General features: G+C 35.0%; 13 protein-coding genes, 1 tRNA gene and 3 pseudogenes. 6 read left to right on the plus strand and 11 right to left on the minus strand.

What is annotated here, in order from left to right; translation table 11 throughout:
• The first annotated feature begins 146 nt into the window (after positions 1-146).
• The 4 genes from ONG75_RS00650 to ONG75_RS00665 all read left to right on the plus strand — a co-directional run bounded on the left by ONG75_RS00650 (position 147) and on the right by ONG75_RS00665 (position 6,840).
• A complete protein-coding gene (locus ONG75_RS00650) occupies positions 147-3,350 on the plus strand; it encodes a glycoside hydrolase/phage tail family protein (protein WP_264375497.1) in 3,204 nt (1,067 codons plus the stop codon).
• Between the two features lie 88 nt (positions 3,351-3,438).
• Positions 3,439-4,605 carry a hypothetical protein gene (locus ONG75_RS00655; RefSeq protein ID WP_264375498.1) on the plus strand — a complete coding sequence of 389 codons (1,167 nt, stop codon included), beginning with the start codon at positions 3,439-3,441 and terminating at the stop codon, positions 4,603-4,605.
• Positions 4,606-4,808: 203 nt separating this feature from the next.
• Positions 4,809-5,957, plus strand: a complete 1,149-nt coding sequence (locus ONG75_RS00660; RefSeq protein ID WP_264375499.1) for a hypothetical protein — start codon at positions 4,809-4,811, stop codon at positions 5,955-5,957.
• A gap of 91 nt (positions 5,958-6,048) precedes the next feature.
• A complete protein-coding gene (locus tag ONG75_RS00665; protein WP_264375500.1) occupies positions 6,049-6,840 on the plus strand; it encodes a hypothetical protein in 792 nt (263 codons plus the stop codon).
• On the opposite strand, the gene ONG75_RS00670 is transcribed toward ONG75_RS00665, so the two are convergent.
• Entirely contained in the window at positions 6,827-7,000 is a 174-nt protein-coding gene (locus tag ONG75_RS00670) for a hypothetical protein (RefSeq protein ID WP_264375501.1), read from the minus strand. The two genes, ONG75_RS00665 and ONG75_RS00670, sit on opposite strands and share 14 nt — an antisense overlap.
• A gap of 12 nt (positions 7,001-7,012) precedes the next feature.
• Between ONG75_RS00670 and tnpC (ONG75_RS00675) the strand changes: the two genes are divergently transcribed.
• A complete protein-coding gene (gene tnpC, locus ONG75_RS00675) occupies positions 7,013-8,395 on the plus strand; it encodes an IS66 family transposase (RefSeq protein ID WP_264375454.1) in 1,383 nt (460 codons plus the stop codon).
• A gap of 128 nt (positions 8,396-8,523) precedes the next feature.
• On the opposite strand, the pseudogene tnpC (ONG75_RS00680) reads toward tnpC (ONG75_RS00675), so the two are convergent.
• The 9 genes and pseudogenes from tnpC (ONG75_RS00680) to rpsD all read right to left on the minus strand — a co-directional run.
• Positions 8,524-9,807, minus strand: a pseudogene (gene tnpC, locus ONG75_RS00680) (IS66 family transposase); the annotation flags it as partial.
• Positions 9,808-10,044: 237 nt separating this feature from the next.
• Entirely contained in the window at positions 10,045-10,704 is a 660-nt protein-coding gene (gene dnaQ, locus ONG75_RS00685) for a DNA polymerase III subunit epsilon (RefSeq protein ID WP_372436136.1), read from the minus strand.
• A 795-nt stretch (positions 10,705-11,499) separates the two neighbouring features.
• The gene (locus ONG75_RS00690) at positions 11,500-11,964 is read right to left on the minus strand and encodes a hypothetical protein (protein WP_264375502.1); all 465 of its coding nucleotides are present in this window, start codon (positions 11,962-11,964) and stop codon (positions 11,500-11,502) included.
• A gap of 98 nt (positions 11,965-12,062) precedes the next feature.
• Positions 12,063-12,926 carry a lipoyl synthase gene (gene lipA, locus ONG75_RS00695; RefSeq protein ID WP_108784143.1) on the minus strand — a complete coding sequence of 288 codons (864 nt, stop codon included), beginning with the start codon at positions 12,924-12,926 and terminating at the stop codon, positions 12,063-12,065.
• On the minus strand, positions 12,919-13,233 hold the full coding sequence (gene rpmB, locus ONG75_RS00700; RefSeq protein ID WP_006012685.1) for a 50S ribosomal protein L28: 315 nt from the start codon (positions 13,231-13,233) through the stop codon (positions 12,919-12,921). The genes lipA and rpmB overlap by 8 nt, the downstream gene beginning before the upstream one ends.
• A gap of 54 nt (positions 13,234-13,287) precedes the next feature.
• Positions 13,288-13,611: a DUF721 domain-containing protein gene (locus tag ONG75_RS00705; RefSeq protein WP_006012687.1), complete on the minus strand. Its 324-nt coding sequence runs from the start codon at positions 13,609-13,611 to the stop codon at positions 13,288-13,290.
• Positions 13,612-13,878: 267 nt separating this feature from the next.
• Positions 13,879-14,072: pseudogene (gene iscX, locus ONG75_RS00710) on the minus strand (Fe-S cluster assembly protein IscX).
• A gap of 20 nt (positions 14,073-14,092) precedes the next feature.
• Positions 14,093-14,179, minus strand: a tRNA-Leu gene (locus ONG75_RS00715).
• A 10-nt stretch (positions 14,180-14,189) separates the two neighbouring features.
• The gene (gene rpsD / locus ONG75_RS00720) at positions 14,190-14,804 is read right to left on the minus strand and encodes a 30S ribosomal protein S4 (RefSeq protein WP_006012690.1); all 615 of its coding nucleotides are present in this window, start codon (positions 14,802-14,804) and stop codon (positions 14,190-14,192) included.
• Between the two features lie 113 nt (positions 14,805-14,917).
• Here rpsD and tkt point away from each other — a divergent pair, with 113 nt between their 5' ends.
• On the plus strand, positions 14,918-16,882 hold the full coding sequence (gene tkt, locus ONG75_RS00725; protein ID WP_264375503.1) for a transketolase: 1,965 nt from the start codon (positions 14,918-14,920) through the stop codon (positions 16,880-16,882).
• A 346-nt stretch (positions 16,883-17,228) separates the two neighbouring features.
• Here the strand turns inward: tkt and ONG75_RS00730 are convergent.
• A pseudogene (locus ONG75_RS00730) lies at positions 17,229-18,194 on the minus strand (TomO hydrophobic C-terminal domain-containing protein); the annotation flags it as partial.
• Positions 18,195-18,275 lie beyond the last annotated feature (81 nt).

Genomic DNA, 18,275 nt, shown 5'->3' on the forward strand with positions numbered 1-18,275 from the left:
GATGACAGGAAAAGGGCTACTCGGATTACATCCTTTTTTTCCTGGATACCAGTCGCATGACACTACTATATAGTAGGTCCCAATTTTATCCCAGTCTGGGATCTTCTTTCAAAAATTCAAAACAATCTATTAAAAAGGAGAATATTATGTCTACAATAATTTTATCATCAATTTTAAGTAAAGCGGGCAGTATTTTTGGGCCAATTGGCCAGATTGCTGGCTCAGAACTCGGTGCTCTGCTTGGTGCACAGCTTGATAATGCAATATTTGGTCTTGATGCCGAGCAAAAGATAACGCATGGGGCGAGGCTGAAAAATCTGCAAGTTCAAACCTCAACTTATGGCAAAGCAATTCCAATTATCTATGGCACTGCTCGCATTGCTGGAAACATTATTTGGTCACAGCCAATAAAAGAGGAGGCGATAACCACTCAAAATAAAACAGGAAGAGGTATAAATATTACATATAACTACTATGCAACACTCGCAATTGCAATTTGCAAGGGGAAAGTAGAAAAATTAAATAGAATCTGGGCGGATATAAAATCGCTTAGTTTTGATGAAATAGATTATACTTTTTACCACGGCAGAGAAGACCAAAACCCTGATCCGTTTATGTTATCAATCGAAGGTGAGAAGAATGTACCAGCTTATAGAGGAATATCTTACATAGTCATCAAAAATTTCCCTTTGGCAGACTATAGTAATCGTGTTCCGGTGTTTACATTTGAAGTGCAAACTGCACTGAAGCTCAGTGGATTCTCAGTAGCAGAAAACATTAAAAATATCAATATCATACCAGGTTCAGGGGAGTTTGTGTATGATACGAAAATACAGAAGAAAATTGCACGAGAAAAAATAAGCAGTAGTCAATATATTCCCTATGGACCGGTACAAAGAGTAAATCACAATAATCACACAAAAAAGAGCGATGCTATGCTTTCTTTGGACCAATTGAAGGAAAGTTTACCAAATGTTGAATGGGCATCGGTAGTGGTTAATTGGTTTGCAAGCAGTTTGAATATCAAAGATTGTAAAATATATCCTGCAGTTGAATTTCAAGACGATTCTGCTATAGTGCCTGATGATTGGCAAGTGGGAAATATAACCAGGGATAATGCCCAGCTCATTTCAAAAGATAATCATGGAAATCCAAGATATGGTGGTACAGTTAGCGATGCAGCACTAATAAGATATATAGAAGAGCTGCATAGCAGAGGTTATAAGGTGATGCTCTATCCAATGCTCTTGCTTGACACAAAAAACAAAGAGTGGCGAGGAAAATTGAGCGGTACTCCTCAGGATATAAGTGATTTTTTTGAGAATCAGTATAGCAAATTCATAGAGCATTACACGAGCATTGCCAAACAAACTAAAGTGGAAGGGTTTATTATTGGTTCTGAGTTTGCTCAGCTTACCAGAGTAAAAGACGTAGAGGGTAACTATCCTGCAGTAGCAGAGCTAGTTAAAGTTGCAAAGCAAGTAAAATTTCAGCTTGGAAAAGAAGTAAACGTAACTTACGCTGCCGATTGGAGTGAGTATCATTCATATGATGGTTGGTATAATATGGATGAACTATGGTCTTCACAGTTCATCGATGTTATTGGCATAGATGCTTACTTTCCACTCACCGATGGCGAAGAACCTCCTTTTGGCTATTCTGCGAAAGATGTAACGGGTGGTTGGAGCAGTGGGGTAGGGTATGATTATTTTTACGATTACTCAAAAAGTGATCCTGAGAAAATAAAGTATAATGACAGCGAATATGCGTGGAAAAATATCGAGAAATGGTGGAGTGAAGTTCATGTAAATCCAGGTGGTAGTAAAACAAAATGGCAACCAAAAATGAAGAAAATATGGTTTACCGAATATGGATTTCCCAGTATGAACGGCTGCACTAATGAGCCCAATGTGTTTGTTGATAAAGGTAGTATAGAGAGTAAATATCCACGATACTCAAACGGAGAGGTGAGCTTTCTTTCGCAGAAAACTGCAATCGAAGGAACATTAAAAAAGTGGCAAAGCTCAGAAATGGTGGAGAAAATGTTCCTCTGGGCGTGGGATGCAAGGCCATTTCCTTATTTCCCCAATTTATGTGACATGTGGGCTGACTGCCATAACTGGCAGACCGGGCACTGGATTCAGGGAAAAATTTCACAACTTAATGTTTCCGATGTTTTGTCTGATCTGTTGCAAAAGGTAGGTCTCAAAGGCGATCAGTTTGATACAAGTGATGTTAAAGGATTACTATCTGGGTATGTAATAAATGATCAGCAACCCGTACGCTCAATTATTAAAATGCTGCGAAGGTGCTATTTTTTTGATGTGGTTGAACAGAACTCAAAACTGAAATTTATTCAAAAGGGCAGGGGAGTGAAAACTGAAATACCAATTGGCGAGATGGTTACCAATAACGTTGCAAAACTTGTTAATATTAGTCAGCTAGATTTAAATAGTAAAGTCAATGTTGTCTATTTTAACCGCAATTTTGGCTATCCAATTGATGTGAAATATGCTGAACTGCCAAAGCAGGGCAATGCTGCAACAGTTGAAATACCTCTCATTATGGAGGAAGGGGAGGCGCAAAATATAGCTGAAGTTTTACTTTATTCTTCGTGGCAAGAGAGAAATGTATACAACTTTAAGCTCCCGATAAAATATGCATGGCTTTTACCAAGTGATGTCATAGCAATTTCAGATGGCGAGAAAAGACATACGATGAGAATTATAAAAACAAAGTTTGAAAGCATGTCCATTCAAGTAATGGGAGTTGGTTATGATCCCTCTATATACAAGCTCTCCTTTCCTTCAACAAGATCACTTATGCTTAAAGAATACCCTCCTTCTCGCGTCAGTAAATCTATCATGGAAATGATAGATTTACAGCATATTAAAGGTAATATCGCAAGCTTTACTTTAATTGGTGAAGAAGAGAATTGGAAAGGAGCAACGCTCTTTATTTCGTATGATGATAAAGATTATAAGCCTATCGCAAGTGCAAATATACAATCTACTTACGGATATGTAATCGAATTTACCGATGAGGGAATTACAGTAGTACTGCGTTTTGGTAAGATAGACGTCATGAGTCCAACTGTGTTAGCGCTGGTTGGAAAAGAGGTAATAAAATTCGAAAGAGCAAAGCTCATAGGTAAGAATAAATATCAGCTTATCGACCTAATTAGAGGCCAAGAGGGTACTAAGAAATATGAACACACCTCAGGTGAAAAATTTATTCTACTTGATGATTCAATAATTTCTTTTGAAGTGCAAAAAGGTAGAAAGTTTTATCTTAAGGCAGTCACTTACGGTGATTCATTAGATAATACGGAAACAAAAATTGTAAACTGAGAGAGCGTAAGTGAAATCTTAATGTCTAGTTGCATTTTATTAAAAAATCCACTATATTATAAACATAGCAATATAGTGAGGTAAAATAATGATCGGTAATGTAAAAAAATTATCAAATGAAGCGCCAATAATACTAACTTGGGTACCAAGAGTATATGGTGCATCTTTACCAGATGGTAAAAACAGTGACTTTAATTACTTAGATATAATAAAAAATCATAAATTAATAAATAAAGAAGAGAGGGATATATATTTGATTATCAACGGTCCTGGGTTCAAAGAAAATCAAATAGATGATTTAAAATGTGAACTGAAAGGAATTGAAGGAGTACATGTTATAGACTTGCATCAGTATGACTGGAGCGAAATAGATCAAGGATGGAAGATAGATGGTAAAGATACTAGTATCAAAGATTTCTTTAGAGATATGTATAACATGACAGATGAACAAAGAACATACTTTGCTGTTGAAATAGATACTTTTAGATTAGTTGCTCTGGCACTCTTAAAGCAGTTTACAGGACACGAAGGTGGGATATATATAGACTTTGATTCTTTAAAAGCCATTGACTCTCATATAGGGAAGGATATAACAATTCCTGAGGGAATATTGTTAGGGGCTGTATTGGTAATACCTGACCCGAATAGTGGAAGAATTATTCAAATAGCCTTAAATAATGATCTAGTTGCAATAAATGATTCAAGCGTAGCAGCTGATATTTTATCTGAGTATAAGGATAAAATATTAAGCCAAAAAGAAATGTGCAGTGATATAAAACAACGTTTACCATTGTTAATGGATGAACTATTGGATAAAGATCTTGCGAAGCTGAGAGAAAAGAAAGAAATTACAGAGGAACAAATAGAAATAATTGAGGGAGAGGCAAAAAAAACAACCAAAGAAGGGGTAAACAGATACGTAGATGATCTTGAAAAGAGAGGAATAGTAGCGTTGTATGATACGCAACCACAAAATTTTCAATATCTTAATTCATCATATCTTGGTTGTTCTTCAACAGGTTTTAACTTAGGTCACGTACACATTCAAAAGGTAGTTACTAAAGGACTGATTGGTGAAGAAGTTAGCAGATGTAAGTTATTTACTTTTGGAAGGAACAATGGTAATTATGTTTTTAAGCAAGAGAGCGACCTATCCTGGATGAAGGGAAAAGATCTATACCGTGAACGAGTAGATAATAAGCTGGAAGGAGCAGAAGTAGACAGGGTAGCAATGGAAAAGCTATCGCTTACATAACAGTTATTAAAGAACTTTCTAGTATCGTCGATTCGGTGCTAGAAAATTCAGTAAAGTAGTTAAAATATTAGCTGAAAAATAATTTTCTTCGAAACAGTCACCTACATATAGAAACGAGAATGTTTAAGCCCCTAGGAGATTTTATTTGTACGCCGCTAAAATTTCATTATAATATGAGTATATTAATGTGTTGAGGTAAAATAATGATCGGTAATGTAAAAAAATTATCAAATGAAGCGCCAATAATACTAACTTGGGTACCAAGAGTATATGGTGCATCTTTACCAGATGGTAAAAACAGTGACTTTAATTACTTAGATATAATAAAAAATCATAAATTAATAAATAAAGAAGAGAGGGATATATATTTGATTATCAACGGTCCTGGTTTCAAAGAAAATCAAATAGATGATTTAAAATGTGAACTGAAAGGAATTGAAGGAGTACATGTTATAGACTTGCATCAGTATGACTGGAGCGAAATAGATCAAGGATGGAAGATAGATGGTAAAGATACTAGTATCAAAGATTTCTTTAGAGATATGTATAACATGACAGATGAACAAAGAACATACTTTGCTGTTGAAATAGATACTTTTAGATTAGTTGCTCTGGCACTCTTAAAGCAGTTTACAGGACACGAAGGTGGGATATATATAGATTTTGATTCTTTAAAAGCCATTGACTCTCATATAGGGAGGGATATAACAATCCCTGAGGGAATTTTATTAGGGCAAGTTACTGCACATGTTAATCAAGAGACCGGCAAAATTATTAAAACGGATTTAAATAATGACCTGATCGCAGTAAGTTGTTCACGTATAGCGATTAATATTTTATCTAAATATAAAAGCGAAATACTGAGTCAAGAAAAAATGTGCTATGAGTTAGCAGGGCGTTTATCTAATCTTGCGAAAGAAGAAAAATCACGGTTTTTTGCTATTTATAAAGAATTGGGAGAGAAACAGCTGTTAGATGATGAAGCGAAGAAAAAAGGGAAGAGTGTTATAGAGGAATTAGATAAGATAGAGCGCAAAATAGTTGATCTAAGAAATGGTAAGATAAGAGAACTATATGATCCGCTAGTCTGTCATTATTCTAGGTATCGTGAAATAGGTTTAAATTTAGGTCAATTTTATACCGTGGAAGTAGTCCGTAATGGATTGATCGGTCAAGACGAAAGCAAACTAGGGCTATTTTTTTTCGAAAAGAACAATGGCAATTACGTTTGTACAATAAATGGTGACCTATCCTGGATGAAGGGAAAAGATCTATACCATGAACGAGTAGATAACAAGCTGGAAGGAGCAGAAGTAGACCAGATAGCAATGCGCTTGCATAACAGTTGTTAAAGATAGAAAGTCCTTTAAAGCAAAGGTTTTAAATAATTGACAGTCAATAAAATATAATACTAGTATTAATCTATGTGATAGAGGGAATAATATGGCAAAAAAAATAGTTAATGCATTAAAATCTGAAGTGGAAAAGCTCAAGTATGCTGATTTAAAATCTGTGCCAATAAAATCAGATTGTTGGAACTCTGGTTACAACACATATATTGACCTTGGTAGATCACACAACCTTACTATTAATGAGAAAGAAGTGCCTAATGAGCTTATTGAGAAGCTATATTCAAAACATAAAGATCTCATTTTAGAAGATGAGAATGGAAGAAAGAACTATAGTCCATTTCTTAAGCAAATTTTCATAAAAATATTTGAATATGCTGGTGCAGAAGTTCCGAGTGACTCTATCATGGAAGAATTGATAACTAACTATCATCAAGAAGGGTATAATCATTTTCTGTTTCTTCATATATTAAAGGCTCTTTCTCCATTTGGCTTGCTTGTGTTAGATTCTAGCATAACAATAACTTATAGTATGGATTGCCGTGACTCCAATTGTCTAAAATTTAATTTTACCATGGATTGTATAAAGGTGTGCAGCAGTGATCTTGTTAATGATATTAAAACACCAGGTTTTTGCAGTTCAGTAGAATTTAAACTAAAATGTAAGGGTCGAAATGTAACATATGAAGATGGTAAAGTGCTTATTAATATTCCGAAAGAGCTGAAAAATTATAAAGCAAGTGGTAGAAGTTTGTGTGACATTACTATTGAGTATTTTCAAGAATTTTTTGGAAATTTGGGATTTAAATTTGAGACAAAAGTGGAACATAGTCTAGGTGAACCACTTAAAGGTATCCGTTCAGGAGAGTGGTTTAAGAAACAATAGATAAGAGGTTTTGGAAAGGATTGAGACCCCTTTGTTTCCATGTTAAGTATAACGAAATTATCCGTTCAAGGAATGCATTTCCCCGCTTTGATTGGTATCCGTTCAGCGGAGTGGCAGAATAAGGTAGACAAGGTGATCTAAAAAGATAATCATAGAGCAAAAGTGAGGTAATGTGGTAAACCTTTTAGAGCTTTGCAAAAATTTACAGCAAAAAATAGAAAAGTTAGAAGCAAAAATAGAAAAGCTGGAAAGGGAGAATGAAAGTTTAAAAGCAGAGAACAAGGCTTTAAAGATAGAGAACGCTGAATTAAAGGAAAGGCTTGGTTTAAACTCGAAAAATTCATCTCTACCAAGCTCTAGAGAGTTGTACAAAATAAAAAAGGACAAGCCAAAGAGCGACAGAAACGTTGGTGGTCAGGTTGGTCATAAAGGAAGTTTTCGCGCCAAAATGGATGCAGATGAGGTGATAAAAGTAAAGTTGTCATCTACTTGTGAATGCGGAGGAGGGATTGCAATATGCAATGGACCGTACATTCATCAAAAAGTTGATCTTCCGGAAATTAGGCCTTATGTAGTGGAATATCAGATGGAGCATGGTCGTTGCCGGAGATGCGGAAAAAGAAGAAGCAGTAAGTTACCAGAAGGTGTTACGTCAGATACATTTGGTCCAAGGGTTAAGTCAATAATTGCAGCGTTCAGCGGATTCTACAAAAATTCAAAACGCGAAATAGCGAGTGTCGTAAATGATATCTTCAATTTGAACATAAGCGTCGTTAGCATATCAAATAGTGAACATAGAGTTGCTTCAAAATGCAAAAAAATGTATGAGCAGATCGAACAAGAGATAAGTAGGAGTAAAGTTCTACATATTGATGAAACGAGCCATTATAACAAAGGTAAACTCGCTTGGTGTTGGATGTTTGCAAGCAATACGGCAAGTTTTGTGAAGTTGACAGAGTCAAGAGGAATGAAAGTTTTAAAAAATAACGCATGCTGCAATCATAATAGCTTAGTGGTAACCGACAGGTACGCAGTATACAATTACTTTGCTGATGAAAAAAGGCAAATCTGCTGGGCACACTTAGCAAGGGATTTTGAAAGATTAGCGCATAGTTGGAATATTGAAGTCAAAGTTCTTGGCTGTTACTTAAGAAATGTAGCTACTGAATTATTTGCACTAAAAAAGGCTTTGCTAAAAAATGAGATAGATGTTTTTAGATTTGCCAGACGTGCCAGAAAGTTGCGAAAACGTACAAGGTATTACTTGAAGGAAATATCCTACTTACCTGAAGCAATTGGAGCCTCTCGAGTTGCGAAAAATATTTTGAAATCTGAAAGAATGATGTGGAATTTTTTAGATGACCCAAAAAACATTCCGCTGACAAACAACCATGCTGAACAGCAGATACGGCATTATGTCGTTTACCGCAAAAATTCGTATTTTACACAATCAAAGCGGGGAAATGCATTCCTTGAACGGATAATTTCGTTATACTTAACATGGAAACAAAGGGGTCTCAATCCTTTCCAAAACCTCTTATCTATTGTTTCTTAAACCACTCTCCTGAACGGATACTTCCTTGAACGGATAATTTCGTTATACTTAACATGGAAACAAAGGGGTCTCAATCCTTTCCAAAACCTCTTATCTATTGTTTCTTAAACCACTCTCCTGAACGGATACTTTGATTGTGTAAAATACGAATTTTTGCGGTAAACGACATAATGCCGTATCTGCTGTTCAGCATGGTTGTTTGTCAGCGGAATGTTTTTTGGGTCATCTAAAAAATTCCACATCATTCTTTCAGATTTCAAAATATTTTTCGCAACTCGAGAGGCTCCAATTGCTTCAGGTAAGTAGGATATTTCCTTCAAGTAATACCTTGTACGTTTTCGCAACTTTCTGGCACGTCTGGCAAATCTAAAAACATCTATCTCATTTTTTAGCAAAGCCTTTTTTAGTGCAAATAATTCAGTAGCTACATTTCTTAAGTAACAGCCAAGAACTTTGACTTCAATATTCCAACTATGCGCTAATCTTTCAAAATCCCTTGCTAAGTGTGCCCAGCAGATTTGCCTTTTTTCATCAGCAAAGTAATTGTATACTGCGTACCTGTCGGTTACCACTAAGCTATTATGATTGCAGCATGCGTTATTTTTTAAAACTTTCATTCCTCTTGACTCTGTCAACTTCACAAAACTTGCCGTATTGCTTGCAAACATCCAACACCAAGCGAGTTTACCTTTGTTATAATGGCTCGTTTCATCAATATGTAGAACTTTACTCCTACTTATCTCTTGTTCGATCTGCTCATACATTTTTTTGCATTTTGAAGCAACTCTATGTTCACTATTTGATATGCTAACGACGCTTATGTTCAAATTGAAGATATCATTTACGACACTCGCTATTTCGCGTTTTGAATTTTTGTAGAATCCGCTGAACGCTGCAATTATTGACTTAACCCTTGGACCAAATGTATCTGACGTAACACCTTCTGGTAACTTACTGCTTCTTCTTTTTCCGCATCTCCGGCAACGACCATGCTCCATCTGATATTCCACTACATAAGGCCTAATTTCCGGAAGATCAACTTTTTGATGAATGTACGGTCCATTGCATATTGCAATCCCTCCTCCGCATTCACAAGTAGATGACAACTTTACTTTTATCACCTCATCTGCATCCATTTTGGCGCGAAAACTTCCTTTATGACCAACCTGACCACCAACGTTTCTGTCGCTCTTTGGCTTGTCCTTTTTTATTTTGTACAACTCTCTAGAGCTTGGTAGAGATGAATTTTTCGAGTTTAAACCAAGCCTTTCCTTTAATTCAGCGTTCTCTATCTTTAAAGCCTTGTTCTCTGCTTTTAAACTTTCATTCTCCCTTTCCAGCTTTTCTATTTTTGCTTCTAACTTTTCTATTTTTTGCTGTAAATTTTTGCAAAGCTCTAAAAGGTTTACCACATTACCTCACTTTTGCTCTATGATTATCTTTTTAGATCACCTTGTCTACCTTATTCTGCCACTCCGCTGAACGGATACACTTAAAGTGTTAAAAGATGTAAATACATACCATGATAAGAACTTAAACTTGAACCAACAGTTAAGTAATTCAAGATAAGATATTGAGATTCGCATTTTTAAAGCTAGAAAACACATTCATTAAGAGAATAATTTCGCTACTGAAAGCAAAAGGCGTTTTTACAATCTTCTATCTACTACTCCCTCATGAACAGATACGTTAATCTCATCTAACTGCTCACTAACTTCTTCATTACTTGGCAAGTGTCCTCTAAGAGATAAGTTACGTACTGCATGCTGACATCGATCCAAAGGAGTTTGTAATCGCTCAACATATACTTTTGCTAGCAACTCAGCGTCAATTAGCGCTCCATGTAACTCCCTACTCTCTAGTGATATACCAAAACGCTCACACAATGCACTTAAAGAAGCCGGTGGTCCAAATTTCTTTCTTGCAAGCGGTAATGTATCTAACACTCTGTCTGAAGAGATTAATTTGGCATTCAGTTTACCAAGTTCCATGTTCAAAAATTTAATGTCAAATCCAGCATTGTGAATTACCAAAGTATCGCTAGATATAAAATTAAGAAATTCAGATGCAATCTCTGAAAATAATGGCTTATCCTTTAGAAATTCTTCGCTGATACCGTGAACTTTAAATGCACCTTTGTCTATGCTCCTTTCTGGGTTGATGTATCGATGGAATACTTTGCCTGTTGGAATATGATTAATTAGTTCTACACACCCTATTTCGATAATTCGATGGCTATTGACATCAAGACCTGTAGTTTCAGTGTCAAGTACTATTTCACGCAGCCCATCTTGTTTGGAAAGTTCTATACTTAACCTACTACTAGGATCTGACTGACTATTGGCAGCTTGTATCGTTTTTTTTCTTTTAGCTACTAATTTTTTTGTAGCACCTTCACCATCTTTTACTCTAGAGTGTCCAGGCGCTTCGGTTATTGAGCTTTTTTTTATACTATCAAGGATAACTTCTTTATCATTTAAGAATTTTTTACCGTTACCTTCTACATAAAGTGAGGTGAGATTTTTGAGTGCTATATCTCCTCCATAGTAGTGGCGCCACACTCCAACAATGTTGTTGTTTTCTACATTTAATAAAGTAAGATTTGGGAGACGTTTGCTGCCAATCAAAAATGCAAAACCTCTGTCTCCAATATTGTTATTACTTATTTCAAGTAAAGTAAGGTTTTTTAGATTGCCTTGACCTATATATCCTGCACCTTCAAAACCGAGTTTATTGTTCCTTAGAGTGAGCGAAGTAAGATGTGTAAGTTTACTTAACTCTTTTACATCTTTACTATCAATCTCTACATTTATTAAATTAAGCTCGTTAATGCCTTTTTTACTCTGTAGAAAGTTTGCTAGCTCTCTTATATCAATTTTAGCACTTACATCTGATATTGTTAAAGCTTTATCATGTACATATCCACTAAAACCCACCTTACCCTCTGTTAATATACTATGTAAATATTTTAACTGGCATCTCAGTAGCTGTCAATTGCTTATATAAGATCTTAAACAGCTGGTTTAGGTGCTGTAAAATTCATACTTTTTGTGATCAGCTAAGTAAAAAGTCAAACCTAGGGCAACTCACTAAGCTTTTCTGATTTATTGTGATACAGTTCTTGAGTTTTTTTCTTCCTTTACAAAAGAATCTGTTACTAAATCCTTTAAAGTTTTACCAGGCTTTTCTAGCAATTCAGGTTTAAGTAAATACTCAAGTTCATATATTGCTGCTGTAATTGCTATAGCAGCTAAAGCTGCAATTAAAAATGGTGAACTTATTTCTTCTGTTATGAGTGTTAAAGTTATTAAACCTCCTAGAAGCCCAATTACTGGTGGAACAATAATTGCTGCACCTCTTTCCCATAATTGTGGTTTTTTATTGAGCTCATGTTTTTGTTTCTCTTTCTTTTCTTTGTATCGTTTATATGCTCCTTTTTTTCCTTCAAGTGGAATTTCTTTAACTTGGACTTGCTGACAAAATTTGACCTTTTTTTTTGGCTTTATTTTGTCAGAAATAGAAGATTTTGATAACTCAGTGTAGTCAACTTTTTCGTTAGAACCACCCATAACTTTTTCGCTTCATCAATACCTATATTAAATTATATTCTAAATAAAGTCAAGATATTAATTACTATATTAAACTGTACTCTGAAAAAATTAAGATATTAACTACAAGCCTTGAGCCTGTTAAAATCTTCTTCAGCGTGATATGATGAACGGGTTAATGGACTTGATGCAACTACCAAGAAGCCTTTAGAATAAGCAATATATTTATAATGCTCAAACTCTTCTGGAGTAACATATCTATCAATTTTTGCATGCTTTGGAGTTGGTTGCAGATATTGACCAATTGTAATGAAATCAACTTCGGCGCTACGTAAATCATCCATAACCTGAAAGATTTCTTCTTTTGTTTCTCCAAGACCAACCATCAGCCCTGACTTCGTGAAAAGTTTAGAATTAATCTGTTTCACCATCTTTAGCAAATATAGTGAATGAAAATAACGAGCTCTTGGTCTTATTTTTGCATACAGCCTTGGTACTGTTTCGATGTTGTGGTTATAAACATCAGGTGATGCAATAGCTATTGCTTCAAACGCTCCTTTCTTATTTAAAAAATCAGGAGTGAGGATCTCTATTGTTGTTTCCGAAGTTATCTTTCTAATTTCTTCTATACACCTTATAAACTGATTTGCACCACCATCTGGTAAATCGTCACGGTCAACAGAGGTAATGACAACGTGCTTTAAATTTAACTTTTTTATTGCTTTTGCTAAATTTTCTGGTTCATGAGGATCGAGCTTATCAGGAATGCCAGTTGCAACGTTGCAAAACGCACAAGCACGAGTACAAACAGAACCGAGAATCATCACAGTAGCATGACGTTTATTCCAACATTCACCAATATTTGGACACGCAGCTTCTTCGCATACTGTATGTAAGTTATGTAGCTTAACAGTATTTAAGGTTTCATTGAATACTTTACCAGCTGGAGCTTTTGCTCTGAGCCATGTAGGCTTACTATGCATTTGAAACAGCTAGCTCTACCTCTTGTTTTGCTAAAACTTTCTTTAATCTTCTTTTTATCTTTTGCGCTTCTTTACTTAGTTTAATTGTTTTTGTGTTGAGCAAGAAAGCATCAAGATCACCTTTGTAATCTATAGTTCTTAAAGTTCTTGTCGCTATACGAAAGCTAAACTTTTTGTCTAATATATTACTCGTCAATGTAACTTTATGTAAATTTAAGAGAAAGGTACGCTTTGTTTTACGATTTGAATGCGATACCTTATTACCAAAAGACTTTTTTCTATTTGTTAACTCACAAATTCTACTCACTTCAATATACCAATTTATCCTATGTAACTAGGTTAACCTGATATAGTTAAATAGTCAACTCCCTTGCTTGATTTTTATACCGTATACTGCTTTATAGCCAAAAAACACTGTAATTTTTTCTATTACAAGAGAAACCATATGCTGCATTTCTAATGCTTTACTGCCATTTGTTACTAACAGATGCAGAACACCAGAATTTACGTTTTGTGCGTATGAGATCTTTTGTGGTTTTGTACATTCTGCTAATTCCTCTCCAACTATACTTTTCCAGTTTAAAATAAGACGTATTTCATTTTTGCTGATCTTATTTTTCATGCATTTTAATGCATAGTTTTCTATTATAGATTTTAATTTCTTTGGCCCGCTATATTTAAACATCTTTCCAGTGCTTAAAATTAAATTATATTACAACTTTCTTATACAAAAAACTAACTTATTGTTTTCATAATCCTCGGCCTCACACATAAAAAGCAGTATTTATATATCTAGCATTTGCCAGAATTTTGTGTTTCCTACCTTGTAATCATTTTTAATTTTAATTTGTTAAATTATTATGAAGCTAATTAAAATTCGAGTAAAGTATAGTATTTCCAAGAAGATTATCTTTTTACTGTATGCAGTAATTTTCTTATAGCTATCTGTTTTTTAAGATCTTTCTGCAATCCAAGCTGCTTGAATGGCCTCTAATATTTTTTCATTAAATACTTTTCATCATCATCAAACTCTTCTAAATCCAAGACTTTTCTTTTAAGTTCAGTGAATCTAATACTAATTATATCTTCATTTGGAAATTTCTCTTCTAGAGCTTCTGCAATATCTTCTATATCAAGCCATTTCATACTTTTTTAATAAATTAAACTGGTGCCCATGGGGAGACTTGAACTCCCAAGGTCGCAAAACCCACGGATTTTAAGTCCGCTGCGTCTACCGATTCCGCCACACGGGCCTTATGTTGTTTATCTAGAGTAAAATTCTACTACTAAATTGACTTCCATGTCTGCTGAATAGGGGACTTCGGAATATTGAGGCGCTCTCAAATACTTCACTGAAAGTGCTTTGCTGTCTGCCTCTAAATAATCTGGAGCCTTACGTTCTTGTTTTTGTTCAGCCTCTATTAATATAGGAATTTTTGCTGCTCTTTCCCTTATTTTTACTATATCACCAGGCTTCACTCTATAACTTGATATGTTAACCACCTTATCATTAACTGTAACATGTTTATGAGATATAAGCTGTTTTGCCGAGTAAATTGTTGGCACAAAACCAGAGTGATATAAAACAGAACTTAACCTTGATTCTAAGGCACCAATAAAATTATCAGCCGTATAACCCTTTCTTTTGTAGGCATCTAAAAATGTACGTCTAAGCTGCTTACTTGAAATTGCATAGTAGAACTTAAATTTTTTATGTGCAGCAAACTGCTTACCAAAATCAGATAACTTCTTAAATCCAAGAATACCATGCTGACCTGGAGGGTATTTTCTTTTATTGACCGAATCTTTTGCTCTACCCCATAAGTTTACACCAAGCCTGCGACTGATTCTATACTTTCTATTGATAACAGTTGTCATACAAAAATTCTCACAATCTAACTATAAATTATTAATGATTTTAACATTAAGTGTCAACTTGTTTTTGCCACTATGATATAGTATACTTCACTTTTAAGTTTTCCTATTAATACATGAATCATCTACTACTAAAATCCATGGCAAATGCTGTCCGCTTTTTATCAATTGATGCAGTACAAAAAGCAAATTCTGGACATCCAGGTATGCCACTTGGCATGGCAGATGTTGCCACTGTATTATTTGCTAAATATCTAAACCATAACCCTGATGATTCTCAATGGATCAGTAGAGATCGTTTCGTCCTATCAAATGGTCACGGTTCAATGTTGCAATACTCTATATTATATCTGACAGGCTACATTAGTATAGATGAACTAAAAAACTTCAGGCAACTTACATCAAAAACTCCAGGTCACCCAGAATTTGGCTTAACTTCTGGTATAGAAGCAACAACAGGCCCGCTTGGTCAGGGATTTGCCACTGCTGTTGGCATGGCACTTGCTGAATCGATTCTTGAAAAGCAGTTTGAAATCAGTCACTACACTTATGTAATGCTAGGAGATGGTTGTCTTATGGAAGGTATAAGCCATGAAGCAGCGTCCCTTGCTGGGCATCTTAAATTAAATAAGCTGATAGCACTTTTTGACGACAATGACATCTCTATAGACGGCTCTACTAGCCTCTCTTGCTCTGATGATGTAGAAAAGCGTTTTTCAGCGTATGGATGGAATGTTGACAAAATCGATGGGCATGACTTTGATGCTATATCCCTTGCAATAGAGCAGGCGCAAAAGTCTGATAAACCTACACTAATCTGTTGCAAAACTATTATCGGAAAATTTTCGAGCCGTGCTGGCACATCTTCTGCTCATAGTGGTGCCTTTACAGAGGAAGATGTAAAACAGATGAGAGAAAAATTGAATTGGAACTATGAACCATTTTATGTACCAGAAGATGTGAAAAACGCTTGGATGGAAACAGTTAAGAGGGCAAAACAAAACTATACATCCTTGATCAATGAAGAACTACAAAGAAGACTTGAGAAACGTTTGCCGAATAATATCGAGAGTGATTTGGCTGATCTGAAGAAACAAATATGTGAGCTCATGCCAAACGAAGCTACTCGATCTTCTTTCGGCAAAGTAATGGAAATATTGACTAAGTCTATGCCAGAACTAATTGGTGGCTCTGCTGATCTTACCGGTTCAAATTGTACTAAATATAAGCACATGCAGGCAATAGATAGTAATAATTATAGTGGCTCTTATGTACACTATGGAGTGAGAGAGCACGCTATGGCAGCTTGTATGAATGGTATGGCTCTTCATGGTGGGATTATTCCTTATGGTGGAACTTTTTTAGTATTTTCCGACTACTGCCGCCCTGCTATACGTCTTTCAGCCTTGATGAAACAGCAGGTTATATATGTAATGACTCATGACTCAATTGGAGTAGGAGAAGATGGTCCAACTCACCAGCCAATAGAGCATTTAGCTTCTCTGAGAGCTATACCAAATCTGTATGTTTTTAGGCCAGCAGATGCAATTGAAACTTTGGAGTGCATTAGCATTGCACTTGAAAAAAAAGAGTCACCTGCACTATTTGCGCTTTCAAGGCAAAATATTAATTACATGCACTCTTATACTGACCAATTGGCCAACCTATCAAAATTTGGTGCATATATACTATGCGAATATTCAGGGAAGCTAGAAGTGACGATATTTGCTACCGGATCTGAAGTTGAAATTGCAGTTGAGGCAAGAGAAAAATTACAGGAAAAAGGTGTAGGTACAAGGGTCATTTCTATGCCGTCTTGGAGGCTTTTTGACGAGCAAAGTGATGAATATAAAGGGGTAATATTAAATAATGATAGTATTAAAGTTGCAATTGAAGCTGGAAGTGAAGTGGGTTGGCATAAATATATAGGTTCAAACGGTATATTTATTGGCATGAAAAATTTTGGAGAATCAGCACCTTATGAAGCTCTTTATAAGCATTTTAATATTAGCGCTGATTATGTAGTAAAATGTGTTTGTGAAAACGCTTTTTATCATTCCACTGCCCATAAAATTACTTAATGAACTCAGCCAGTGCCGTTATTATGATATATATAACAATTTTACAAAAATAATATCATAGAATTCAAGAATTGCTACGTGCTAAAAAAAGCAAAATGCTGTTTATAAGAATAAATGGCAAACACTCAACCAATTTCTATTTGTAAATCAGGTGAAGTCAAACCTATAAAAAATTTGGGAGTGTTCATACGCGTCAAGAAAGGTGGTTTTTTTAAAAATATCTTAAATTTTTGATCAAAAACTACCTCACTCTACACTTCCGCCATTTTCTTCAATTTAAGCTACAGCACCAGCAAGGACTTTTTAACTTGCCAAACAGGTACAGATTTAAAAGCCTAAAAACTATCTAAACAACTACAAGATTAGTAGTTTGATCAATTTCAACATTACTAAGTGTTGTATTTGCCTTATACAAACAGTAACATCCTGCTGCAAGAAAAATTAATGCGGCTACAGCGAGTGAAAGACACATTGCTAAATGAAACATTGTCAAACTTGCACCAACAGCAGATGCTCCAGATAATACAAAAGAAATAGAGGCGTAACTACCTTGCCTTTTACTATTGTTGCTTGCTCCTAAGAATTTTTCATATTTACTATTTAGCTCTTTATTTTTACCTTCAAATTGTTTTTGTAGATCTTCAAAACGCTTCTCCAGTGTGCTTTCATGTTTCTTGAGTTCGGTTGTTACCATACTCTCTAATTCACTCTTTAGTTGAGTATATTTTTCAGTGATAGTCTTTAGATTATTATCCTTTAATTGAGTGTGTTCTTCAGCACATTCAGTTATTTTAGTAGTGATAGTCTGTAGATTATCCTTTAATTGAGTGTATTCTTCAGTGCATTGAGTTATTTTAGTTAAGTTTTGCCTTACACAATCTAGATCTTGTTTTACGTTGCTGTTCTCAGAATCAAGTTCTTCAAATCTTTCATCGTATTCTTCCTTTAGATTGTTAATTTGAGTTTGTATATGCTCAGATGTCTTAGTTGTTGTTTTAACCAATTGCTGTAGAATAACAACAACATCTGAATTACTATTTGCAGAGTTGTGACTTTCTACATTATCTGCATTATCAATATTAACATCACTGCTACAATTGGGTTTAGGACTATTAAGTAATTCTAGACCACCATTAACTTGCTCACTTTCAGGCCCTTGAGATTTCTTCTTCTTAATTGCCTTAATGAAGTGATTCGTGTTAATAGTGATTTTTCCTTCAATTTTAGAAAAATATATAATATCCCATGCTGTTTGATTTATTAAATCAACTATGTTTTTTTTTAATTTTTCATTTGTATAATTTTGCAACTTTACCCAACCATATAGATAATAAAAACCCGTTTGTCATAGAAACAGAATTCTATATCAAACAGCTACTGCAACAATTTCCGT

This window comes from Wolbachia endosymbiont (group B) of Sphaerophoria taeniata, assembly GCF_947179355.1.
In the GTDB taxonomy this organism is placed as follows: Bacteria; Pseudomonadota; Alphaproteobacteria; order Rickettsiales; family Anaplasmataceae; genus Wolbachia.

Coding starts and splice junctions, on each gene's coding strand:
- ONG75_RS00650 (WP_264375497.1), top strand. CDS start 147: ATGTCTACAATAATTTTATCATCAATTTTAAGTAAAGCGGGCAGTATT.
- ONG75_RS00655 (WP_264375498.1), top strand. CDS start 3,439: ATGATCGGTAATGTAAAAAAATTATCAAATGAAGCGCCAATAATACTA.
- ONG75_RS00660 (WP_264375499.1), top strand. CDS start 4,809: ATGATCGGTAATGTAAAAAAATTATCAAATGAAGCGCCAATAATACTA.
- ONG75_RS00665 (WP_264375500.1), top strand. CDS start 6,049: ATGGCAAAAAAAATAGTTAATGCATTAAAATCTGAAGTGGAAAAGCTC.
- ONG75_RS00690 (WP_264375502.1), bottom strand. CDS start 11,964: ATGGGTGGTTCTAACGAAAAAGTTGACTACACTGAGTTATCAAAATCT.
- lipA (WP_108784143.1), bottom strand. CDS start 12,926: ATGCATAGTAAGCCTACATGGCTCAGAGCAAAAGCTCCAGCTGGTAAA.
- ONG75_RS00705 (WP_006012687.1), bottom strand. CDS start 13,611: ATGTTTAAATATAGCGGGCCAAAGAAATTAAAATCTATAATAGAAAAC.
- rpsD (WP_006012690.1), bottom strand. CDS start 14,804: ATGACAACTGTTATCAATAGAAAGTATAGAATCAGTCGCAGGCTTGGT.
- tkt (WP_264375503.1), top strand. CDS start 14,918: ATGAATCATCTACTACTAAAATCCATGGCAAATGCTGTCCGCTTTTTA.